Annotated in this window: 17 protein-coding genes and 1 CRISPR repeat array; all 17 genes read left to right on the forward strand. The window is 53.4% G+C overall.

Annotated features, from left to right (window positions below; translation table 11 throughout):
* A partial coding sequence (locus H4684_RS19005) for a transposase (RefSeq protein ID WP_192624946.1) occupies positions 1-817 on the forward strand: 817 nt, incomplete at its 5' end.
* Positions 818-1,017: 200 nt separating this feature from the next.
* Entirely contained in the window at positions 1,018-1,935 is a 918-nt protein-coding gene (locus H4684_RS19010; RefSeq protein WP_192624947.1) for a M48 family metallopeptidase, read from the forward strand.
* Positions 1,932-2,900, forward strand: coding sequence for a calcium/sodium antiporter (locus H4684_RS19015; protein ID WP_013514592.1), 969 nt, complete (start codon positions 1,932-1,934; stop codon positions 2,898-2,900). The genes H4684_RS19010 and H4684_RS19015 overlap by 4 nt, the downstream gene beginning before the upstream one ends.
* The gene (locus tag H4684_RS19020) at positions 2,897-3,979 is read left to right on the forward strand and encodes a lysylphosphatidylglycerol synthase transmembrane domain-containing protein (RefSeq protein WP_013514593.1); all 1,083 of its coding nucleotides are present in this window, start codon (positions 2,897-2,899) and stop codon (positions 3,977-3,979) included. The genes H4684_RS19015 and H4684_RS19020 overlap by 4 nt, the downstream gene beginning before the upstream one ends.
* The gene (locus tag H4684_RS19025; RefSeq protein ID WP_192624948.1) at positions 3,972-6,254 is read left to right on the forward strand and encodes a glycosyltransferase; all 2,283 of its coding nucleotides are present in this window, start codon (positions 3,972-3,974) and stop codon (positions 6,252-6,254) included. The genes H4684_RS19020 and H4684_RS19025 overlap by 8 nt, the downstream gene beginning before the upstream one ends.
* Positions 6,232-6,474 (forward strand): TFIIB-type zinc ribbon-containing protein, encoded by a 243-nt coding sequence (locus H4684_RS19030; RefSeq protein WP_236608390.1) that lies wholly within the window; start codon positions 6,232-6,234, stop codon positions 6,472-6,474. The genes H4684_RS19025 and H4684_RS19030 overlap by 23 nt, the downstream gene beginning before the upstream one ends.
* A gap of 989 nt (positions 6,475-7,463) precedes the next feature.
* Entirely contained in the window at positions 7,464-7,982 is a 519-nt protein-coding gene (locus H4684_RS19035; RefSeq protein WP_192624949.1) for a hypothetical protein, read from the forward strand.
* Entirely contained in the window at positions 7,873-8,457 is a 585-nt protein-coding gene (locus tag H4684_RS19040) for a helix-turn-helix transcriptional regulator (protein WP_192624950.1), read from the forward strand. The genes H4684_RS19035 and H4684_RS19040 overlap by 110 nt, the downstream gene beginning before the upstream one ends.
* The gene (gene cas1f, locus H4684_RS19045; protein WP_192624951.1) at positions 8,454-9,434 is read left to right on the forward strand and encodes a type I-F CRISPR-associated endonuclease Cas1f; all 981 of its coding nucleotides are present in this window, start codon (positions 8,454-8,456) and stop codon (positions 9,432-9,434) included. Before H4684_RS19040 ends, cas1f begins: the two co-directional genes overlap by 4 nt.
* Positions 9,431-12,724, forward strand: a complete 3,294-nt coding sequence (gene cas3f / locus H4684_RS19050; protein WP_192624952.1) for a type I-F CRISPR-associated helicase Cas3f — start codon at positions 9,431-9,433, stop codon at positions 12,722-12,724. The genes cas1f and cas3f overlap by 4 nt, the downstream gene beginning before the upstream one ends.
* Before the next feature lie 37 nt (positions 12,725-12,761).
* On the forward strand, positions 12,762-14,093 hold the full coding sequence (csy1, locus tag H4684_RS19055) for a type I-F CRISPR-associated protein Csy1 (protein ID WP_192624953.1): 1,332 nt from the start codon (positions 12,762-12,764) through the stop codon (positions 14,091-14,093).
* Positions 14,086-15,063, forward strand: a complete 978-nt coding sequence (gene csy2 / locus H4684_RS19060) for a type I-F CRISPR-associated protein Csy2 (RefSeq protein WP_192624954.1) — start codon at positions 14,086-14,088, stop codon at positions 15,061-15,063. Before csy1 ends, csy2 begins: the two co-directional genes overlap by 8 nt.
* Before the next feature lie 30 nt (positions 15,064-15,093).
* A complete protein-coding gene (gene csy3 / locus H4684_RS19065; protein WP_192624955.1) occupies positions 15,094-16,119 on the forward strand; it encodes a type I-F CRISPR-associated protein Csy3 in 1,026 nt (341 codons plus the stop codon).
* Positions 16,120-16,122: 3 nt separating this feature from the next.
* Positions 16,123-16,683 carry a type I-F CRISPR-associated endoribonuclease Cas6/Csy4 gene (gene cas6f, locus H4684_RS19070; RefSeq protein WP_192624956.1) on the forward strand — a complete coding sequence of 187 codons (561 nt, stop codon included), beginning with the start codon at positions 16,123-16,125 and terminating at the stop codon, positions 16,681-16,683.
* 130 nt (positions 16,684-16,813) lie between these two features.
* A CRISPR array of direct repeats spans positions 16,814-19,781; the repeat unit is 28 nt; unit sequence GTTCACTGCCGCATAGGCAGCTCAGAAA.
* Position 19,782: 1 nt separating this feature from the next.
* Positions 19,783-20,721, forward strand: a complete 939-nt coding sequence (locus tag H4684_RS19075) for an MATE family efflux transporter (protein WP_225940559.1) — start codon at positions 19,783-19,785, stop codon at positions 20,719-20,721.
* A 77-nt stretch (positions 20,722-20,798) separates the two neighbouring features.
* A complete protein-coding gene (locus H4684_RS19080; RefSeq protein ID WP_192624957.1) occupies positions 20,799-21,326 on the forward strand; it encodes a GNAT family N-acetyltransferase in 528 nt (175 codons plus the stop codon).
* 192 nt (positions 21,327-21,518) lie between these two features.
* The gene (locus tag H4684_RS21205) at positions 21,519-22,010 is read left to right on the forward strand and encodes a TetR/AcrR family transcriptional regulator (RefSeq protein ID WP_192624958.1); all 492 of its coding nucleotides are present in this window, start codon (positions 21,519-21,521) and stop codon (positions 22,008-22,010) included.
* Positions 22,011-22,099: the final 89 nt, after the last annotated feature.

The raw sequence follows: 22,099 nt of genomic DNA on the forward strand, positions 1-22,099 counted from the left end.
CGGCTGGATGGTCAACGGCAAGCTTCGTCCCGGATCGAGCCATTCCAGTTGCGAGGGCACGGATGAGTTCATCCTGGAGAGCCTCGGGTACGCCAAGTCCATGGTGGAAGCGAATGTTCTCGTGGTCGCTGACAGCGGATTTGACAGCAAGGAGCGTCTGGAGACTCTTTGCACTCAGTCGCGCACCGGCTTCATCATCAAGCACAATCTGCGCAGGGAACCGGTGACCGGCTGGCTCGCCACGGCCAAGGAACATGCGCAGAAAGTAGAGAATTTCGCAACGTCCAGAGAAAAAGGCCGGATCTACCGGGGCTTCGTGATGCGTGAGATCGGCAAAAAGAAAAGGGCGGTCCGCCAGATTTTCGAGGTCACGGAAGTGTTGAGCAAGGACGGTGTGTTCATGATGATTCCAGAGGTCCGCGTCTGCGTTTTGTGGACCAACCTGGAATTTGATGCCGACCAAGCTTTGAAGCTGTATCGCAAGCGGGGCACCAGCGAGCAGCATCACGGGGAATTCAAGACCGAGATGGACATGGAACGCCTGCCGTCGGGCAAGTTTGCCGTGAATGCCGCCTTCCTGCGCTTGGGCATGCTGGTCTACAACATGCTTCGGGTAGCCTCCGTGGATTTGGTTGTGGCTCGGATGCTGGGGCTGAAAAAAGCCAACCGCCGAAGAACCAAGACAGTCATGCGGAGCATGATGAGCATTTGCGCCAGGATCACCCGCCATGCACGCAAGGTAATTCTGCATGTCTCCTGCCCGGAGCCATGGTTCAAGGTGGTCTCTGACCTGTTCTATCGTCTCAAGACGGCGTAACGAGATGGTCATTAGGCTGCATTCCTAGGAGTAGTGCGTCTGAAAACTGCAAAAAGTCGGTTCTCGGAGCTTGCGAAGCGACAATTGTCCTTCAGTTGAAAATTTTCAGGTCGAAAGTCGCCTGGATTTTCGAAAAATATGGTTGAGATTTCGAGCCAACAACGTTGGCAACACTTATTCACGGATTCAGGGATATACTCATGAGAGAAAGGATTGCACTTCGGGTTTGGCGCGAACGCCTTCTTCCTCTTTTGCTGGCGACCGGGTTGGTCGTGCTTCTCACTGGCTGCGAGAATACCGACATGCAACTGGCCACCGAGGCTGGAGTCGACGCCTTTAAAGCCGTCACCCTTTCCGACCAGGATGTGGTGGAGTTAGCCGGAAAATCATCAACCTTAATGGACAACGAACATGCTGTTGCTCCGGCCGAAAACCAGTATGCCAAGCGGTTGCGGTCGCTGGTGGGCGATCTGCATGAACAGGATGGCTATACCTTCAATTACAAGGTGTATTTGCGCGACGAGGTGAATGCTTTTGCCATGGCGGACGGATCTATCCGGATCTTCAGCGGACTGATGGATATGCTCGATGATGGCGAACTTCGATTTGTGATCGGCCACGAAATGGGACACATCGTGAAACAGCATACCGCCAAACAGTTACGCCTTGCCTTTGCCGCCAGCGCCCTGCGCAAGGGTTTGGCGGCGCAGGAGGGTGCGGTGGCGGATATTGCCCGCTCGCAACTGGGAGGTTTGGTGCAACGTTTGACGGCGGCGCAATTCTCGCAGCTTGAGGAGAAAGTGGCGGATGACTATGGCCTGTCGTTCCTCAAGGCGCAAGGTTATGCGCCGGAGGATGCGGTTTCGGCCTTGAACAAACTTGCCGGTCTGGGTAGTGGCCATTCCTTTCTTTCCAGCCATCCCGATCCGGCCTTGCGGGCCGAACGAATAAGCCTGCAGATTCAAGGCAAGGCCCTATCCATTGAAGAGACACAAAAAAACCTGCTGATAACCATTAAACAGAAGATGAACGAGTGGTACAACCATTTGCGGAAGATCGTCGCGGGGCTGATCAAGAGCCTTGCTGGACAGTCTGATATAAAAAGGGGGGCGGTATGACACTGCCCTTTTTCGCTGTTGTTTTTGGTTTGGCGCTTCTCGTCTGGAGCGCCGACCGTTTTGTGGAGGGATCGGCCTCCACCGCCCGCCATTTCGGGATGCCGCCGCTGTTGATCGGCATGGTGATCGTCGGGTTCGGCACCTCCGCGCCGGAGATGGTGGTGTCGGCGCTGGCCGCCTCGCAGGGTAACCCGGGCATCGCGCTGGGGAACGCCTACGGCTCGAACATCACCAACATCGCCCTGATCCTGGGGGTGACGGCCTTGATCAGTCCCATCGCCGTACATTCGCAGGTGCTGCGCAAGGAACTGCCAATCCTCACCGGCGTGACTGCCCTGGCGGCATGGCAACTCTGGGATGGCGAGATCACCCGGTTCGATGCTGTGGTATTGCTCTGTGTATTCGGCGGGTTGATGGCCTGGACCATCTGGCAGGGTATGCAGAAAAAAGCCGATGCGCTTGGGAGCGAGATGGAGCAGGAACTCGACGTCCGCGCCATGCCGATCCGCCGTGCGGTCTTCTGGCTGGTGGTGGGTCTGGTGTCGCTTATCGTGAGCTCCCGCATCCTGGTCTGGGGCGCGGTGGAGATCGCCCATGGATTCGGGGTCAGCGACCTGATTATCGGCCTGACCATCGTCGCGGTCGGCACCTCGCTGCCGGAGCTCGCCTCGTCGATTATCGCCACCCGCAAGGGGGAGCATGACATCGCCCTCGGTAATATCCTCGGCTCCAACCTGTTCAACACCCTGGCGGTGGTGGGTATCGCTGGCGCAATTCATCCCATGGCGGTCGGGCCGGAGGTCTTCAACCGCGACATACTGGTGATGGCCGTCCTGACCCTATCGCTGTTCGTTTTCGGCTACGGTTTTCGTGGGCCGGGACGTATCAATCGCATCGAGGGCGCGGTGCTGCTGGCCTGTTACATTGGTTACACAGCCTACCTGGTTACAACGGTACTGGCATGAAGCGTAGGTCGGTGAGCGTAAAAGGCCTGGAAACCTCGCGGCAGGATACAAAAAAGGCAGTTTCGGCTCGCTGGACTGCTTACGCCTTACTGTTTCTTGGGTTGAGCTGTGGCGTGCCTTTTTTTATTTATCGGCAGGTCGGCGCACAGTCATTTTCTATCAATCAGCACCTGTGGTCCTGGCCGGTTATTTCCGCACTCGTCCTGCTTCTGACGATTTATTTTGTCAGTGATGCACTGCGCCTGCACTTCATTCTCAAGGCGTCGGGGCACAACCTCGCCGCAGGAAACCTCGGCAAACTGACGTTCATCAATATTCTTTTTTCCAATATTACCCCCATGGCGACTGGCGGAGGTTTTGCCCAGGTTTGGTTTCTTTATCGACGTGGCGTTTCGATTGGCACGGCCACGGCGGCGACAACCATTCGAACGTTTATTGCGATGTTTCTGATTTTTCTCCCCATACCGTTCCTTGTCGCGGGAATGCCGTATTTCCGGGATGGCGGCATGATGACCAGTGTCGGCTGGATTTTGGCCAGTGTCGCCATCGGCTACCTCGCCTGTTTTCTCGTGTTGTTGTTTCGTCTACGCTGGCTGCTGCGGCTCTTCGACCTGGCCGCCAAAGGGCTGGTCTGGTTGCGCCTCACCAGCCATGAAAGAACGCGGCGTATCAAAGCTAAATTTCTCAGGGAAGCGGTACGATTCTCGCGCTGTTTGAAAATTTACGTTCGGGGGGACATGAAATACGTATTCCTCTCCGTTTTCTTTACCTTTATCTTCCTCCTTTCTTTGTTTTCGTTCCCCTCTGTACTGTTCTGGGGCGCGGGCTATCAGACGAATTACTTTACAACCACCGGCCTACTGGTGGTGTCGACCTGTATCATGTATTTCGCGCCGTCGCCTGGAGGTGCTGGATTTGCCGAGGGTGTTTTCGGATTGTTTTTCGCCTCGCTCATTCATGCGTCCGAACTGGTCGGCATCATACTGGTTTGGCGGTTTTTGACCATCTACCTCGGCATGCTTATTGGAATCCCCGTAACCTTGCATGAGCTGACCCGTTGGAGGATTGGCAATGGCTAGATTGTCATGGTGGCGGGCGCTCTTCTATCTGAACATGCTTATTCTGTTCCTGGTTATTTTCTATAAGATCTACCTCAATTTCTTTGAACAGGACTACGGTGCCGTCCATGCTGAACAGGTTGAGAGCGTCGAATCGATTCTGCATGGAGAAGAGACGTTCAGTTTCGCCGTTGTTGGAAACATCAATAACTCTGTGGGCATTTTTGAGCGAAAGATCATTCCCGAACTCAACCAGAGCGATGTAGCGTTTGTCGTTTCCGCCGGAAACGCGGTCAGCGGTGCGGGCGAAGATAAATACCGCGCACTGCACCGGACCATGGGTCATCTTGAAAAACCCTATCTCCTGACTTTTGGCGATAACGAGCACGGCACTTTTGGTGGGTTCCGATACTATGACCACTACGGGCCATATGTTTTCGCATTTTCAGCGGGGAACAGCAGATTTATCTTTCTCGACAGCTCCGGAAAAACCTCCTTTAAGTGGCAGGCCCGCTGGCTGGAGGAAGAGCTTGAAGTCGGTCCGAATCAGAATGTTTTCCTTTTCGTCGGGCATCCTCTTCTGCCGGTTGACAAAAAAGGCACATTCGATTTCGAAGATGATTATCTGTCAGATGAGGAATTCCGTAGTCTTCTCATGCCCATGTTTCGGGATTCCAGAATAAAAGCGGTCTTCTCGTCGAATTTGCCGCTCTTTTCAGTCCAGGAATACAACGGTACACCTTATGTTGTGACGGGTGGCGCAGGTGGATTTGTTCTCAACAATGATCGCAGTTTTTATCATTACGTGAAGGTCCAGGTCAGCCGGAGCCAGGTGGATATCGAACCTGTCAGGCTGAATATCGGACAGCACACGGTCTTTCGTACAGTTGAAAGCATCTGGTTTTTTATTCATTCGCTGTTCTATGTCGGTTATCTCAATTACCTGCTTATTGTTTGCTTTCTCATTGTCAGCGCTTACTGGCTATATTCACTCCTGTTGAAAGAACGGGATTACTATCCTGATTTCAATCAGCCATCCGAACCGAATCTTGATCGAGAGATCAAGATCGCCATGTTCACCAATAGCTATCTGCCCTTTATTGGCGGCGTTCCGATTTCGATCCATCGACTCTCTACAGTTCTCAAAAAACTGGGGCATAACGTCCTGATTCTGGCACCACAATACGAACAAAGCGTAGAGCCGCCGGTAGAACGTGATGTCTTCAGGCTTCCTTGTCTTTTTAGGCAAGCGGCCGACAAGGGGATCGTGGTGCCAAACATTTTCTCCTTGGCGGCAATCAGAAAAGTGCGCGAATTCGCGCCTGACGTGATTCATATCCAACATCCCTACTGGATGGGAACAGTAGGACTCTGGATGGCAAGGCGATTAATGATACCGGCGGTCTACACCTACCATACACGGCTGGAACATTTTTCTTACGCAGTCCCTTTGCCCAAAGCCCTGTTTCGTAATTTTCTTTCCCACGCGCTGGTGCGGCGGCTCGGCAACCGATGCAACGCCATCGTCGTTCCTACGGAAGCTTCTGAGCATTATCTTCGCATGATTGGCGTGAAGACTCCCGTGTTCGTCGTGCCTACAGGTATCGAAACCGACAAGTTTGCCAAACTGTCTGAACTGGAAGGAGCCCGATTGCGCGCTGAGCTTGGCATAGCAAACGATGAACTGGTGCTGTTGAGTGTTTCCAGATTGAGCGCCGAGAAAAACATAGACTTCATGCTCGAAGCGGTTTCCCGTCTGACAAAGCATTGTTCGCGGAAATTCAAGCTTGTTCTTATTGGTGAAGGCCCTGAGCGGGAACGTCTTTATAAGATGGCCGAGACTTTAGGTTTACAGGATACCGTGCTCTTTCCAGGCGCGGTTCCTCCCGAAACCATGCCAGCCTACTACAGCCTGGGCGATATCTTTGTTTTCGCGTCCACCTCGGAAACACAAGGGATGGTTATCCTTGAAGCGATGGCAAGCGCAATGCCCGTTGTGTCGATCAGGGCCAGCGGCATCGATGATTTTGTTGTTGACGGCATGACCGGATTTAAAACGATGCAGAATATCTCCGCCTGGACAGAAAAAGTACAGCTCCTGCTGGAAAATGACACGTTGCGACACGAGTTGTCCGGCCATGCGGCATCAATGGCAAGCAGGTTTGGAATAGACGAGTTTGGCAAAAAAATGATACGAGTTTATGCTCATGTTTTATTTAACAGAAAGGAGACGTGCAATGAAATGCCCGGTGTGCAAAGAAACCAATCTGGTAATGACGGAAAGACAGTCCATTGAAATCGATTATTGCCCTGAATGTCGCGGGGTATGGCTGGATCGTGGCGAGCTGGACAAGATCATCGAACGGTCGACGCAGGAGGCTGCACCGGTCCGGAAAGAACCCTATCAGGATCTTGGGCGCGACCAGCAGCGTTATGCCCAGGGGGACCGCCATCACGATTACAAACACAAGCACCACAAACGAAAGAATCTGCTCGGCGAACTGTTCGATTTCTGATTTGGGAACCGAACCGGCGTCCGAAAACCAGATTCGAAGTTGTTGCGGCTCAACGCCAGGTATCCGTTTTTACTGCAAACCCGTCACCCTCGTCCGGTGCCGGGAAATCATGGGAGAAAATCGTTTCTCTGGTCGGGTTGGCGGGAAGTGGTTGTGCGAGATGATTTCGGCGTTTATTATCAAGTAGTTACGAGGAGCGTGGGCTTTGAGACTGTTTTGCGGTAGGTCGGCGTTCCCTCCACCACGTAACAAAATTTGCCCACGAAAGTGGGCTTTTTTTGTGCCCTTTCTCCAGAAAACAACCGCCAATCCTAACTTGCCTGCAAGCCGCCATGCGCAGATCCTTTCAGTTTTGCTCTCGACCCCTCCAGCTTCTGGGGGCATCGCGCGATTTTTCGTGTCCGCCTAGCCCCCCCTATTCTTCGTTCGCCCTGGCGAGCTGCGGCATGCCGATTGGTCAGAACTCAACATTGAACGCCAGGAGTGGCGTGTTCCGTCGGCAAAGATGAAAGCTCGCGTCCTCCACATTGTCCCTCTTTCCACGCAGGCTCTATCGAACCTAGAAAACGAACTGCGCCCACTTGTGATCGAAGACCGATGCAAGTCGGGCAAAGTTTCGTCAAAAGCAGGCCTGACCCCACCGCCCTGTGTGATCCCTGACCACTGTGATCATGTTGCTGGATGTTCACAGATCCAGATCCCTCGCGCCACTCTGCACGTGAGTGAGTTTTTTATGCGATTTCGGACTAAAAATTCAATTATGTCATACAAAGCAAATCGCATCATACACATTCACTGAGAAAATACTAAATTTCAGTAATATCACACACATTCCGTCATACATACTGATCCTCCTTGTCTTTCATTCCAATTTTCGGCAATCACATTCATAAAAAAGATTTCTCCCGTCTACGCAATGGGATCTTCCCCACTGCCGGGGAAGATCTGTTGTTTTGTGCTTGCTGCGAAACCTGCTGGAGGGCCATACGATGGGAACAAGGAGCTATGATTCAACGAAGTTGGAGCGAATTCTCCATCTCTACATGGCCATCAAGGCATCCCCGGACAAACCGCCCAAGGAAATCCGGCAGGAACTCGGAGTCGAGAAGTCGGCTTATGGCAGGTACTGCACCCTGCTCAAAGGTTTGGGTGTGGAATTCCATTTCGACAAAAAGGCTCGCCGACATGTTGTTGAAAAAGACGCTTTCCTGACCGCACCGGATCTCACGCTGGATGAGCGTCTAGCCATCGTGTTGGCAGTTGGTCGACTCGGTGGGCTGCAGGAATCCTTCCTGGCCTCGTGCGCCAGAAAGGCTGCAACCAAACTTCTGGTGGTGAACAAAGCCTCCATGGTGGCGGCCTGCTCCGCACTACTGAAGGGGCCGGAGCTGCCCGCGCATGTCGGAGGAAAAGAAGGAGGTGGTCGACGGCCTCTTCAAGGCCATCACGGAGCGTCGGCGGGTCCGGATCGAGTACCACAAGCCGCACGCCAACCCGGTGGAATATGAAGTCGATCCGTATCAACTCTATGTTCTTGAAGGTGCACTTTACTTGGACGGCTACCACTGGAAGCGCAAGGCGGTTCGCTGCTTCAAGGTCTGTCGGATCAAGCAGATTTGGCCTACTGAGATAATTTTCTCGAACGAGCGAGGCTACGTCTACGAGGCGCGCCGCATGAGCTCGTTCTGTCAGTTTGCCACAGACAGAGAGCCTGAAACGGTGAGGATATGGTTCTCGCCATTCGCGGCCCCATACATCCGCGAGGAATACCGACATCCCAACCAGACCATCATGGACAATGCCGATGGCTCCCTGATCTTCGAGGTGAAGGTGACCGAACCAAGAGAGGTCCTGTGGTGGGCCATGCGCTGGGGTGCGGATTTCGAGGTGCTGGAGCCGGAGTGGCTGAAGGAGGAGGCTATGGAGAAGGTGCGGGGGATGGCGGGGAGGTATGGGATGAGATTTGTGGCCGAACAAAAATGAAAAAAGACATCGTTGCTTCAGATCTCAAGACAATTCTTCACTCGAAGCGGGCGAACATCTATTACCTTGAACATTGTCGAGTGCTGGTTCACGGCGGCCGCGTAGAGTATGTTACCGATGCCGGGAAGAAATCCCTTTACTGGAACATTCCTATCGCCAACACGACCACCGTGCTTCTAGGTACTGGAACATCCATTACCCAAGCTGCTATGCGCGAGCTTGGCAAGGCTGGAGTTATGGTTGGCTTTTGTGGAGGTGGCGGCACCCCGCTATTCAGCATCAATGAAAAGGAGGTCGATGTATCCTGGATGTCTCCGCAAAGCGAATACCGGCCGACACAGTATCTGCAAGCCTGGGTTAAATTCTGGTTCAATGATTCAGCGCGTCTTAGTGCAGCCAAAGCATTCCAATATGCACGTCTTCAGTGCATTGAGCGTCTTTGGACAAAACCGAGAACATTCGGTGATGTGGAGTATAGTGTCGATACCCAGCGGTTGGGCGCTGTCCTGGAAGATGTGCGTAATGCCTTTCAGCAGGCTCCGGAGCCGATGATGTTGCTGATCGAAGAAGCGCGTTTGTCCAAAGAGCTTTTCAGGCTTGCGGCACGGGCTGTGGGCTATGGTCAGTTCGCGCGGGAAAAACGAGGAGGCGGGACAGACCCCGCCAACAGGCTGCTCGATCACGGCAATTATCTGGCCTACGGACTGGGAGCTACCGCGACATGGGTGTTGGGTATTCCGCATGGCTTGGCCGTGATGCACGGCAAAACCCGACGTGGCGGCTTGGTCTTTGATGTGGCGGATCTGGTCAAAGATGCCATGATCCTGCCGCAAGTGTTCATTTCGGCCATGCGCGGCGACGATGAGCAAACCTTTCGACAGGCGTGCATTGATGTATTCACCCGCTGTGAAGCCCTCGACTTCATGATCGACACGGTCAAGGACGTAGCCTTGAATACGGCAAGGATGGTTGAATGAACATTCTCCTTATTTCCGAGTGTTCCGGGAACGCCATCAAGGAAACGCAGCGTATTTTGGATCAGTTCTCGGAACGTCGGGGAGTGCGGACGTGGCAAACGGCCATCACGCGGGCTGGGCTGGATACACTGCGTCGACTGCTGCGTAAGACAGCGCGAAAGAATACTGCGGTTGCCTGCTATTGGATTAGGGGCATCGATCACAGTGAATTGTTGTGGATTGTTGGGGCATCGGATCGATTCAATGCGCAAGGGGCCGTCCCGACAAACGAAACGTCCAGAAACATCCTCCGTACCAAGGACGAAAATGACTGGCACACCCTGCGTGAAATCCATCTGCTCACAACATTGGCCGCCCTGTTGCACGACATGGGCAAAGCCTGCGCCCAGTTTCAGCAACGTCTGAAACCGACCGGCGTCGCTACACGCAATCTGTTGCGCCATGAGTGGATTTCCCTGCGTATTTTTCAGGCATTTGTCGGCCAGGACGACGATCTGGCATGGCTGGCCCGACTGACTCGACAGGATATCACTGCCGTTGACTGCCTGAAATTTCTACAGGCCGACGGTTGCGGGGCGACCTCGCCGGAACCGTTCCGCTCATTGCCACCCCTGGCTCAGGCTGTAGGGTGGCTGATCGTGACCCATCATCGGCTTCCAATCCGACCTATGGGAGACAGTGACGGATTGCAGGCGGCAATGCTGGAAGCCATTCCATTTAGCATAACTGCCGGGTGGAATGAGCAGTTCAACATATCCGATCCAAAAGAACTCAAAGCCTATTGGCACTTCAAGCACGGTCTGCCGGTTGATCTGTCTTCATGGCGGGAACGCGCGGCCAAGTGCGCCCGCAAACTGATGGAATGCCCGTCAGGCCAAATCACGCAAAGCCTGGAAAATCCTTATGTAATGCATTTGGCTCGCTTGGCGTTGACGTTGGCTGACCATGAATACTCAAGTCGCTCCAACCTTGAAGACCGTTTGAAAGGCGAGGCCGGATATCCGCTTCATGCCAACACAAACCGCAAAACTGGCCAACTCAGTCAGCAACTCGACGAGCATCTATTGGGCGTGGAAAAACTCTGTGGCGAGATTGTCCACGCTTTGCCCAAATTGGCCGAGGAGTTGCCACGTCTGGCCCGACACAGAGGGCTGCGGCAACGTAGCGCCATCAAGCGCTTCCGCTGGCAGGACAAAGCCGCTGAGCTGGCCGAAAGCATCCGCGTCCGTACGGCCGCTCAGGGAGCATTCATCGTCAACATGGCTTCAACGGGCTGCGGCAAAACCTTGGGCAATGCGCGTATTTTTTATGCCCTGGCTGATCCAGTCAAGGGTATGCGCTGCGCCTTCGCCCTGGGGTTGCGTACCCTGACCCTGCAAACCGGGCGTGAGTACCGCGAACGCTTGCATCTGGGCGAAGATGAAGTGGCTATTCAGGTTGGCGGCGCGGCCAGCCGGGAGTTGTTCGATCATTACGCCGAGGAAGCCGGTGGTGCGGAGTCTGCCCAAAGTCTGTTTCCCGATGAGGGACACGTGATGTTTGAAGGCAACGCAGACGCCCATCCCGTGTTGCGGCGCATCCTGAACGAGTCCAATGCGCGGGCGCTGCTGGCCGCGCCGCTCTTGACCTGCACCATCGACCACCTAGTTCCGGCCACGGAAAGCGTGCGCGGCGGCCACCAAATCTTGCCCATGCTCCGTCTTTTGAGCGGCGATCTCGTCCTGGATGAACTGGATGACTATGACATCGGAGACCTGCCCGCCGTGGCCAGGCTCATGCACTGGGCCGGCATGCTCGGGTCCAGAGTGCTCATATCTTCGGCAACCCTGCCTCCCGCCCTGGTTCAGGGCATGTTCGAGGCGTACCACGAAGGCCGCCGCATTTTTCAGCGCAACCGGGGGCAGCGTCCTGGCGAGGAAGCTGACGTGTGCTGTGTGTGGGTCGATGAATTCCAAGTATCGGTTCATGATTGCGCGGACGTAAATGCCTTCATGCTCGCCCATGGCGTTTTTGTCGGCAAGCGCGCCAGCATGATCGGCAAGGCTCCAGTGCTGCGTCGGGCCGCCTTGCTCCCTGTGTCCATCGCGTCCAAGCAGCCGCACGAGATCCGCTTGGCATATACCCGGATTATCCTGGACGGCGCTTTGCGCTTGCACGAACAGCATCATACGAGAGATCCCATCAGCAAAACCCGCGTCAGCTTCGGTTTGGCGCGTATGGCCAATATCGGCCCCCTGCGCGACGTCGCCCAGGCCTTGTACAGGCTTGAGTTGCCCGCGCATGTCCGCGTGCATTTGTGCGTGTATCATTCGCGATATCCGCTGCTGATGCGCTCTGCCATCGAACATCGACTGGATACAGTACTGAACCGGAAGCAACCGTTGGCTGTTTTTGATCTGCCGGAAATCCGCCGTTTGTTGGATGCCGAACCTGGATGTGAACACATCTTCATGGTCCTGGGTTCCCCTGTGACCGAGGTGGGCCGTGATCACGATTATGACTGGGCCGTGGTCGAACCATCGTCCATGCGTTCCCTCATCCAGCTTGCCGGACGTATTCGAAGGCATCGTCCCGAAGCCTGTGATACACCCAATGTTCTCATCTTGACCCGTAATGTCAAAAGCCTGGAACATCCCGGCCAACCGGCTTTTCAGAAACCCGGTTTTGAGTCTGAGAAGTGTAAACTTCGCAGCCACGCTCTTGAGCAGCTGCTTCGACCAGACCAATATGAGATTATCGACGCTCGCCCCCGCATTCTTTCCGCCGAAATGCTGAAACCGTCCGAAAATCTGGTCGATCTGGAGCACGAGCGCCTGGCCAACCTCATGCAAGGCGAGGCTCCTCGGGAACTGAGCGCACGAGAACAACGGGCTGGAATAAAGGCTCTCGCTTCAGTTGGTGCATATAGCTGGTGGCGGCAACAGGGCAGTATGTTTTGTGGCATATTGCAACGTGAGCAGCCGTTTCGAAAACAGATCCGTCCGGATATCGATCTGGTGCTATTACCGGATGAGGATAAGGATGGGTGGATTTTGCATGAAATTCGTGATGAGCGCGGTCAACGCTCGTATGTGGCCCAGGATGCCCGATTGATCCGGATTGAGATCGACTTTTCAGGGACGGTCCAGCCGTGGGGGCATGTCGATTACTTTTCCGCCCTGACGGAACTGGCGGAGCAGATGGACATGGGTTTGGAGTTCTGCGCCAAGAAATTCGGAACAATCACCTTGCCGGAGAATCCCAATGGCTGGTCATTTCATCCGGCGTTGGGATTTGGAACCACAGCCTAATTTATTTGAAATTATGATGAAACGAACAGGAGAATCCATGAATCAACTTGATCCAGAAACAGTGCGTGGACTGCGGCAAGTCATTGATGATTTCCTCGCCACACGTCGGGATGTTAAGCTGGAAAAACTCAAGCCGGATGATCCCACCCGCGAGGAACTGCATGCACAGTATGAACTCCACACATGGCTGGCTGATGCCGCGCGGCGAGTAGGTCAGATTCAGGCCGCGACCCACACTCTGAAGGCGATTCATCCGGATGCACGGGGCACCAATTTACATTGCCAGCCAAGTACGTTGCCGAATTGCGAACTTATCGGCAGTCGCCTCTTGGGAGACACGTATTGCGCCGATGTAATCGGCAATGCGGCCGCCCTCGACGTGAACAAATTTCTGATCCAGGAATATCAGGGCAAACCCCTGCTGGCTTGGATGCGGAATGACGAGGGAGCCGTGATCGCCGCGTTTCACGCCGACGACGCAGAGACTGCCCGCCAATGGATGCACGCTTTTCTTGGTTTGAACCGCAGTCCGGGCAACAATGCCTCTCACACTCTGGCCAAGCAGCTTTACTGGCTGGTCGGAGACGATCCTTTAAAGGACGCGCAATTTCATCTGCTGTCACCTCTCTACGCCAGTTCTCTTGCCCACAGCGTCTATGCGACTATCCAAAAACACCGATTTGGCGAAAAAACCAAAGCCGCACGCGAAGCACGAAGAAATACCCACTATTGTGAATACGTTCTTCACGAATATCCAAATCTTGCCGAGCAGAAACTGGGCGGCACCAAGCCACAAAATATCAGCCAGCTCAACAACGAGCGCCATGGCGTCAACTATCTTCTGGCCTCCTGCCCCCCGGTGTGGCGGTCCCAAAGCCTGAAACCGCCATACGGGACGACATCCATATTCGACCGCTTCGGCCGAAATGCGGAAGTGAGATTTCTCGTGCGGGACTTGCGGACATTTCTCGAATCAAATCCGGCTCCCAAACAAGCTACTCGCAATCGGCGTGATGAGGCGCTCTCTTCCATCCTTGGAGAAGTGCGCATACTGGCGGAAGAGTACCGTACGTTGCCTCCCGGTTGGAGCGCGGACTCTCGCTGTCGCTTGGTGGAAGCCGAACAGTGCTGGCTCGATCCAAAGCGTGCTGTGCAGGACGCGGATTTTACCGAAATATGGCAGCGCATGGCCTGGATGGACGAGATCAAGCGCCGCTTTGGGAATTGGCTCAACGCGATGCTTGGCGACACATTGCCGGTGGGTGACATTGAGCATGACTACTGGGCGGACCTCTTCGATGACGAAGAGTGGCGGTGTCAGGTCAAGTCTGACCTGCGTGATAGTAAAAAGGAGGCCAAACATGTCTGAATGCCCGCACAGTGACGGCCTGCTTATCCTGCCGCGCCTGCGTATCCAGAACGCTAACGCGATTTCCGCGCCCATGACCTGGGGTTTCCCGTCCATGACCGCATTTTTGGGGCTGATGTGGGCGCTGGAACGCGCCATGAACGACAAATATCCGTTGCTGCTGAATGCCGTTGGCGTTGTGTGCCACGCATTCGAACCACAGGTTAGCAAGGGAGGGTTCACCAAGTCATTTTGCCTGACGCGGAATCCGCTGAGAAAATTAAAAAACAAGGATGATGAGAAGAAACCACCGTCCATCGTCGAGGAAGGCCGCGTGCATCTTGATGTGACCCTGGTCTTCGGCGTTGGGGGAGGCATCCTGACGGCATCGTCCGAAGAGCGGAACGGGGTAGTAAAGCATGTTGCCGAACTGGTTTCACGCATGCGCATTGCTGGAGGAACGGTTTTGCCGGGCTCCTTTTCCCGCCGTCCGGAATTGATCGCATTGGCCGATGATGACGAAAAACGATTGGCGCAATTCCGGAAGATCCGTCGCGCCTTGCTGCCCGGCTTTTGCCTAGTGGAGCGCAATGATCTTCTGGATCAGCGGCTTCAACTCCTGCACGGCAACAATTCGGACGCAACCCGACTGGATGCCTGGCTCGATCTCTCTCGGATTAACTGGAGCGCTTCGATTACGAATAACGACGAAGGCACGGAATCCGTGACGTGGCGACATGACCGTTCCAGCGGCTGGATTGTGCCCATTCCTCTTGGATATGCGGCCCTGACGGACGTGCAGGAACCAGGAACCGTCATGAATGCCCGCGATACGACCACGCCGTTCCGGTTTGTGGAAAGCGTGTATGGCATCGGGCAATGGCTCGGCCCGCATCGTCTGACTGATGTGCGCCAGATGCTTTGGTATGCTTCATCGGATATCGAAAGCGGTTTGTACCGCTGCTGTAACGATTATACGCAAGCCCTTTAATTTCATTCACTATATAAGGAGATTTTCATCATGAGTACTGCTCTCAAAACCGCCTCTGTTCTGGCCTTTGAACGCAAGTTAGACCCGTCCGATGCTCTGTTTTTCTCCGGAAAGTGGGACGCCCGCGATACGGAACAATCCTGGCAGCCCATCGCAATTCGTGAGAAATCCGTGCGTGGCACTATTTCAAATCGTCTGAAAGCAAAGGATCAAGATCCGGCAAAGCTCGATGCCGCCATTGAAAATCCCAACCTGCAAACCGTGGATGTAGCCACGCTTTCGGCAGACAATGACACCTTGAGGGTTGGTTTCACCTTGCGCGTGCTGTCCGGAACAGGCCTACCGTCGGCATGCAACGAACCGGAGTATCGGGCCAAACTCATCTCCACTGTGAGTGCGTATGTCGCGGACAATGCGTTTTCGGAATTGGGCCGCCGGTACGCCTTTAATCTGGCCAATGGTCGATTTTTGTGGCGCAATCGGATTGGCGCCGAACAGGTGGCGGTGCGCATCCAACGTCTGGAAAATGGACTCCCCAGCGCAACATGGAATGTAAACGCGTTGGCGCTTCCCCTTCGCTCCTTCGATGCTTTCGATCCGGAAAAAAAATCCGTTGAAGAACTGGGGACGCTCATCGCCCAAGGGCTGCGTGGCGAGACCCACGTGTTGCTTCAAGTCACGGCTTTTGTGCGCGTGGGTAACGGACAGGAAGTTTTCCCATCGCAGGAACTTATTTTGGACAGGGGGCGCGGAGACAAAAGCAAGACATTGTATGCCGTGAATGATATCGCGGGCATCCATTCGCAGAAAATCGGCAATGCTATTCGCACCATTGACACATGGTATCCCGAAGCAAACGAGCTTGGCCCTATCGCTGTGGAACCGTATGGTTCTGTCACCACCCAGGGCAAAGCATTTCGTCAGCCCAAGGCAAAGGCGGACTTTTACACGCTGCTTGATAACTGGATTTTGAAGGATAAGGTTCCCGCCGTGGAACAGCAGCACTTTGTCATGGCTGTATTGATTCGGGGCGGCGTATTCGGCGACAAGGACTGAGCCATGGACCATTACATTGAATTTCATCTTTTACCGGACCCAGAATTCGCGCCAACCCAGCTCATGAATGTTCTGTTTGGAAAACTTCATCTGGCTTTGGCCGAATTGGGGAGCGGAGATGTTGGGGTAAGTTTTCCGGATGGAGACAACGCCCGCACGCTTGGAGCGCGTTTACGCCTTCACGGGACAGCCGCAGCTCTTGATCGCGTGATGCAGATCAACTGGAATACTGGAATACGCGACCATGTTGCCCAAACGCCGATAGCGCCCATTCCTGCGAATGTGGGACATCGCAGTCTGCACCGCGTTCAAGCCAAGAGCAACCCGGATCGGCTGCGACGCAGAATGATGAAGCGTCACGGCGTGGATGCTGAAGCCGCAGCCCAACAAATTCCGGACAGTGCGACGGAAACGCTGAAGCTTCCGTATGTGCAGATAAAAAGCCTCAGTTCAGGAAAACATTTCCGCTTGTTCTTCCATTTTGGCCCGGTGGAGGTGATGGCTCGAAGTGGTGTCTTTAATGCGTACGGCCTGAGCCGGGAGGCCACTGTCCCATGGTTTTGACCCTTTTTTTGTAAGAGCAAAATTTGGCAAATGATTTCAGAAGAATAAACATCATCAGGAAAAATAGGTTCTAGAATAGAATATGGTGAATTGCCTTGAGATTTCGAATGGCTCTGGGCAATGTCTCCTTGTTCACTGCCGCATAGGCAGCTCAGAAAAAGAAGGCGAACGCGATCCAGACCGAGCTTGAGTTCACTGCCGCATAGGCAGCTCAGAAAAAGACTGGCGACAACACCAAGTACATGCTGGTGTTCACTGCCGCATAGGCAGCTCAGAAATGCTCAAAATTTACCATGATGCCGATATTGCGGTTCACTGCCGCATAGGCAGCTCAGAAAAAAACCCAGTGTGAGCGCATCTTGGAGCATCTGTTCACTGCCGCATAGGCAGCTCAGAAAAAGCCCGCAATCGGGGCGCGTGAGGCCAACGCGTTCACTGCCGCATAGGCAGCTCAGAAAATACGTAACCGTAACCGTACCCTCACACCCGCGTTCACTGCCGCATAGGCAGCTCAGAAAAGAACGCGGTAGGGCATGGCCTTGTTCTTCTCGTTCACTGCCGCATAGGCAGCTCAGAAAATATCCGGTTTCGCTCGTCAACGCTTGGCGGCGTTCACTGCCGCATAGGCAGCTCAGAAAAATCAGCTTGGTGGCGGTGAATGGGATCTGCGGTTCACTGCCGCATAGGCAGCTCAGAAAACGGGCAAGTTCGAGTTTGCGAGTTTCGCGGAGTTCACTGCCGCATAGGCAGCTCAGAAAAAGGGCATCAAGCGTGTCGCCAAGAACATCGAGTTCACTGCCGCATAGGCAGCTCAGAAATGACGAAGAGCCAAGACCCAGCCAGACCCGACGTTCACTGCCGCATAGGCAGCTCAGAAAAGCACGCATCGCGCCACTCGACGCCAGCTTGGGTTCACTGCCGCATAGGCAGCTCAGAAAACCTGCGGACCGTGTTCAACAAAGTCGCCGAGGTTCACTGCCGCATAGGCAGCTCAGAAAACACCGGGGCGTGGATTTGTCGAGACAACGGAGTTCACTGCCGCATAGGCAGCTCAGAAAACTACGGCCAAGCTCGCCTCCCACATCCGCCCGTTCACTGCCGCATAGGCAGCTCAGAAAATGAAACGCCATGGTCTGCTCAGTGAAACACAGTTCACTGCCGCATAGGCAGCTCAGAAAAGCAACGCCACGACCACGGGGGGCATGTGGTTGTTCACTGCCGCATAGGCAGCTCAGAAATCCATGGCTTTCCGCCTCATCCGTTCGTTTCGGTTCACTGCCGCATAGGCAGCTCAGAAAAAGCACCTTGCGCAAACCGGCCAGCGCCTCGCGTTCACTGCCGCATAGGCAGCTCAGAAAGCTCACGCCTGTTGATCCGCCGGAGGTGACGCGTTCACTGCCGCATAGGCAGCTCAGAAAATCATGTCGATGGCGACAACACAGGCGGCACTGTTCACTGCCGCATAGGCAGCTCAGAAAATTTGCAGGTTGCCGCGCAGGGCGTAGATTTTGTTCACTGCCGCATAGGCAGCTCAGAAATCCATGGCTTTCCGCCTCATCCGTTCGTTTCGGTTCACTGCCGCATAGGCAGCTCAGAAAAAGCACCTTGCGCAAACCGGCCAGCGCCTCGCGTTCACTGCCGCATAGGCAGCTCAGAAAGCTCACGCCTGTTGATCCGCCGGAGGTGACGCGTTCACTGCCGCATAGGCAGCTCAGAAATGGCTGTCTCGCCCTCTTTGCGCCGCCGGCACGTTCACTGCCGCATAGGCAGCTCAGAAATTAAGGGCAAGCGCACTGTGTGGCTTTAAGATGTTCACTGCCGCATAGGCAGCTCAGAAATGGTCGATGGCCAGCCCATCGGCAAGCATTTCGTTCACTGCCGCATAGGCAGCTCAGAAATTGCCCAAATACGATTTTATGCCCGCAGTACCGTTCACTGCCGCATAGGCAGCTCAGAAATCCCCGCCGCGTCAAGCGCGGGTCCGTCATCCGTTCACTGCCGCATAGGCAGCTCAAAAATTCAATGTTCACAGGCGACCCCGGACTTCGTCGTTCACTGCCGCATAGGCAGCTCAGAAATTCAGCCATGCGGACGATGACAGGCTCAAGCAGTTCACTGCCGCATAGACAGCTCAGAAAGCTCCGGTATTTAGCCACACCTCTGCAAACAAGTTCACTGCCGCATAGGCAGCTCAGAAAATTCGTCCCAATATTTGCGGAGAGATTTATTTGTTCACTGCCGCATAGGCAGCTCAGAAATATAGAAGCACGGATCGCAGAGCACCGCGAGAGTTCACTGCCGCATAGGCAGCTCAGAAAATTTCGAGGATACGCTCGGGATGGTTAGATTCGTTCACTGCCGCATAGGCAGCTCAGAAATAGCCAAGCGTGCGCTGCGCGGTGCTGGATACGTTCACTGCCGCATAGGCAGCTCAGAAAGACGCCCTGCGCCAGGCAACCGCCTCTGCCCAGTTCACTGCCGCATAGGCAGCTCAGAAATTCACGGCCAACGCAGCGGACACGCTTGCGAAGTTCACTGCCGCATAGGCAGCTCAGAAATTGCGCATGTTCTGCTTGCTCATGCCACCCGCGTTCACTGCCGCATAGGCAGCTCAGAAAAGTTCGCCGGGGTGCATCTTGTGGCCGACTCCGTTCACTGCCGCATAGGCAGCTCAGAAAAGCGAGAAGAAGCGCACCTCGGACTACACCGTGTTCACTGCCGCATAGGCAGCTCAGAAAACCGTCGCGCTGTTCGTTCCGTCCGACACCTTGTTCACTGCCGCATAGGCAGCTCAGAAAAGCCAGGCCAATGGGGTATTTGCCGCCAACCAGTTCACTGCCGCATAGGCAGCTCAGAAAGAGTGCATCGCCGCGTTTGTTCAATTCCGAAAGTTCACTGCCGCATAGGCAGCTCAGAAAAAACGAAAAGCGCGTGCGCTCGTAGTCGCTTCGTTCACTGCCGCATAGGCAGCTCAGAAAAAAAAGTAGCGACGTTGGTCCGGTGGATGGTCGTTCACTGCCGCATAGGCAGCTCAGAAAATCAATCACGACCCCGAGGCCGTGGCTATGCAGTTCACTGCCGCATAGGCAGCTCAGAAAAATGGACAAGGGACCGGCCAAGCAGAAGCGCCGTTCACCTTGCCACTGCACCCTATGCTTTTATTCCGACGCCATGTTGAAGGCACTAGGGCATCCCAGGTTTTCGATGATCATCATGTCGCTAAGCGTGGTGATCAATGTGCTACTTACCTTCTTCTTCGTGATCGGGCTGGGCTGGGGCAATACTGGGGCGAGCGTGGCCACCGGCGTCGCTTTCACCATCGGGTTGCTGATTTCTGGCTGTATTACCTTCAATCCCAGACAGCGGCTGTCGATGCTGAAAGGTCGTTTTCGCATGCCGCTCTTGCGACGTGCTGTTTACAACGGCTCATCCGAAGGCGTTTCGGAAATGGCGGCCTCGGTCAGCATCCTGATCATCAACCTCACCGTAGTTCGCCTCTTGGGGGCCGACGGAGTGGCCGCGTTCACTGCCATCAACTACATCAACTTCACGGGTATATTGCTGTTCCTCGGCATTTCGGATGGCCTGATTCCGGTGCTGAGCTACAATTACGGAGCTGGAAACTACCAGCGGGTCAGGAGGTTATTTCGTATTGCCGCGATAATCACCATGAGCATCGGGGCCATGGTGTTCATCGTGCTACAGGTGTTCGGGCGGCATGCGATCCTGTTGTTCTTCGATGGCAGCGAAAGCCAGGCATTCCAAATCGCAGTCGAAGGCTTGCAGCTCTTCGCTTTCATATTTCTGTTCAACGGACTCAACGTGCTGATTATTGCCTACTTTACCGCACTGGGCAAAGCGAAGATTTCAATCATCATTTCCGCAGCGCGCGGATTGGTCTTCGTGCTGATCGGCGTCACCGTGTTGCCAATATTCATGGGCATTACTGGTGTGTGGGCGGCAGTCCCGCTGGCGGAGTTGCTGACACTTGGAGTTGCACTCATGCTGATTTATAGGACACATAAAAAATTGGTTTAGCATGTATAGACGTATGCTTAGCGGCAGGGTTAGGTGGATGCCTTCGGCGAAAAGAACTCAAGAATAGGAAGTAAACTATGAAAAATGATGTTAACCAATCAAATGTTATTCTCAGAATCGCAGATGAGTCGGAACTTGAGAAGTTTAAGACTGATTTACAAGAAGCCTTTAGGATATCAGCAGAAAAGGAATTCGGACATACATTAGATGAGCCAATTCCTTCTGATTCAGATATCGAAGAGTCATTTAAATCTGCTGGTGCCATTGTATATCAAATTATTTCGAATGATAATATTGTTGGCGGTGCAGTTGTATCTATCGACGAAGCAACTCAGCATAACAAACTATTATTATATTTCATATTATCTAGTTTTCATGACAGAGGAATTGGATACAAGGCTTGGAAGGCAATCGAAGAAAAACATCCAAAAACAAAAGTGTGGGAAACAGTTACCCCGTATTTTGAGAAAAAAAATATACACTTTTACGTAAATAAGTGTAAATTTAAAATAGTTGATTTTTTTAATAAATATCATACTGACCCAAATCACAAACTTGATACTGATTATGATGAGGAAATGTTCAAATTTGAAAAGCAAATGTAAGCTTTACAACGGAGTTTACTACTTGCTACGCTCGCTTGCGCAAAATAATCGTAAATTCGCTTCGCGGAACAGGCTTGCCGATTAACCATGTTGATCATAAAAAGCATTTTCAGATATATTTTTAGTACACATGACTAATCACTAGTTTATATTCTAGCTGATTATACTTAAGAAAAAACGTGGAGATCTCTTGTGGCAACAGCTCATAAACGAAAAAAACAACCTGAAATAGTCCGTAGCAAGCTTATTGAGTGTGCCGCGCGAATCATCACCGAGCAAGGCCCCAATGCTGTCACAATCCAGGCCGTCGCTGACGCGGCTGGGGTCACAAAAGGAGGACTTCTCCATCATTTCAAGAACAAGAATCAACTTAGCGAGGCTGTATCAAGGTATTTCATAGAACAACTGGATACAGAAATTAGCAAGTTGATGGCTGAAGATTCAGTAGAATACGGGCGATTTACAAGGGCTTATATCAATTCAATCTGGAAAGATGTTGCCTCGGAACAGGAAGAACAGCTGATATTTTTCGCATTCTACGCACTATCAGAGCCACAATTAAAATCCATGTATAACGAATGGATGAAAGAAAAACAAAAATTACACCACAATACGGATTCAGATAAAATGCTGCAAGTTCTGAGATATGCGGCAGATGGGATATGGTTTGAGGTTTTAACCTAAATCCGTGAAAAAGTTGCATTGAATATACAGTTTTGAAACATTTTGCACTTGAAATAAATCAATGATATCGGTATATTGAACTTGCTTTT

The sequence above is a fragment of the Desulfomicrobium macestii genome (assembly GCF_014873765.1).
Classification (GTDB): Bacteria; Desulfobacterota; Desulfovibrionia; order Desulfovibrionales; family Desulfomicrobiaceae; genus Desulfomicrobium; species Desulfomicrobium macestii.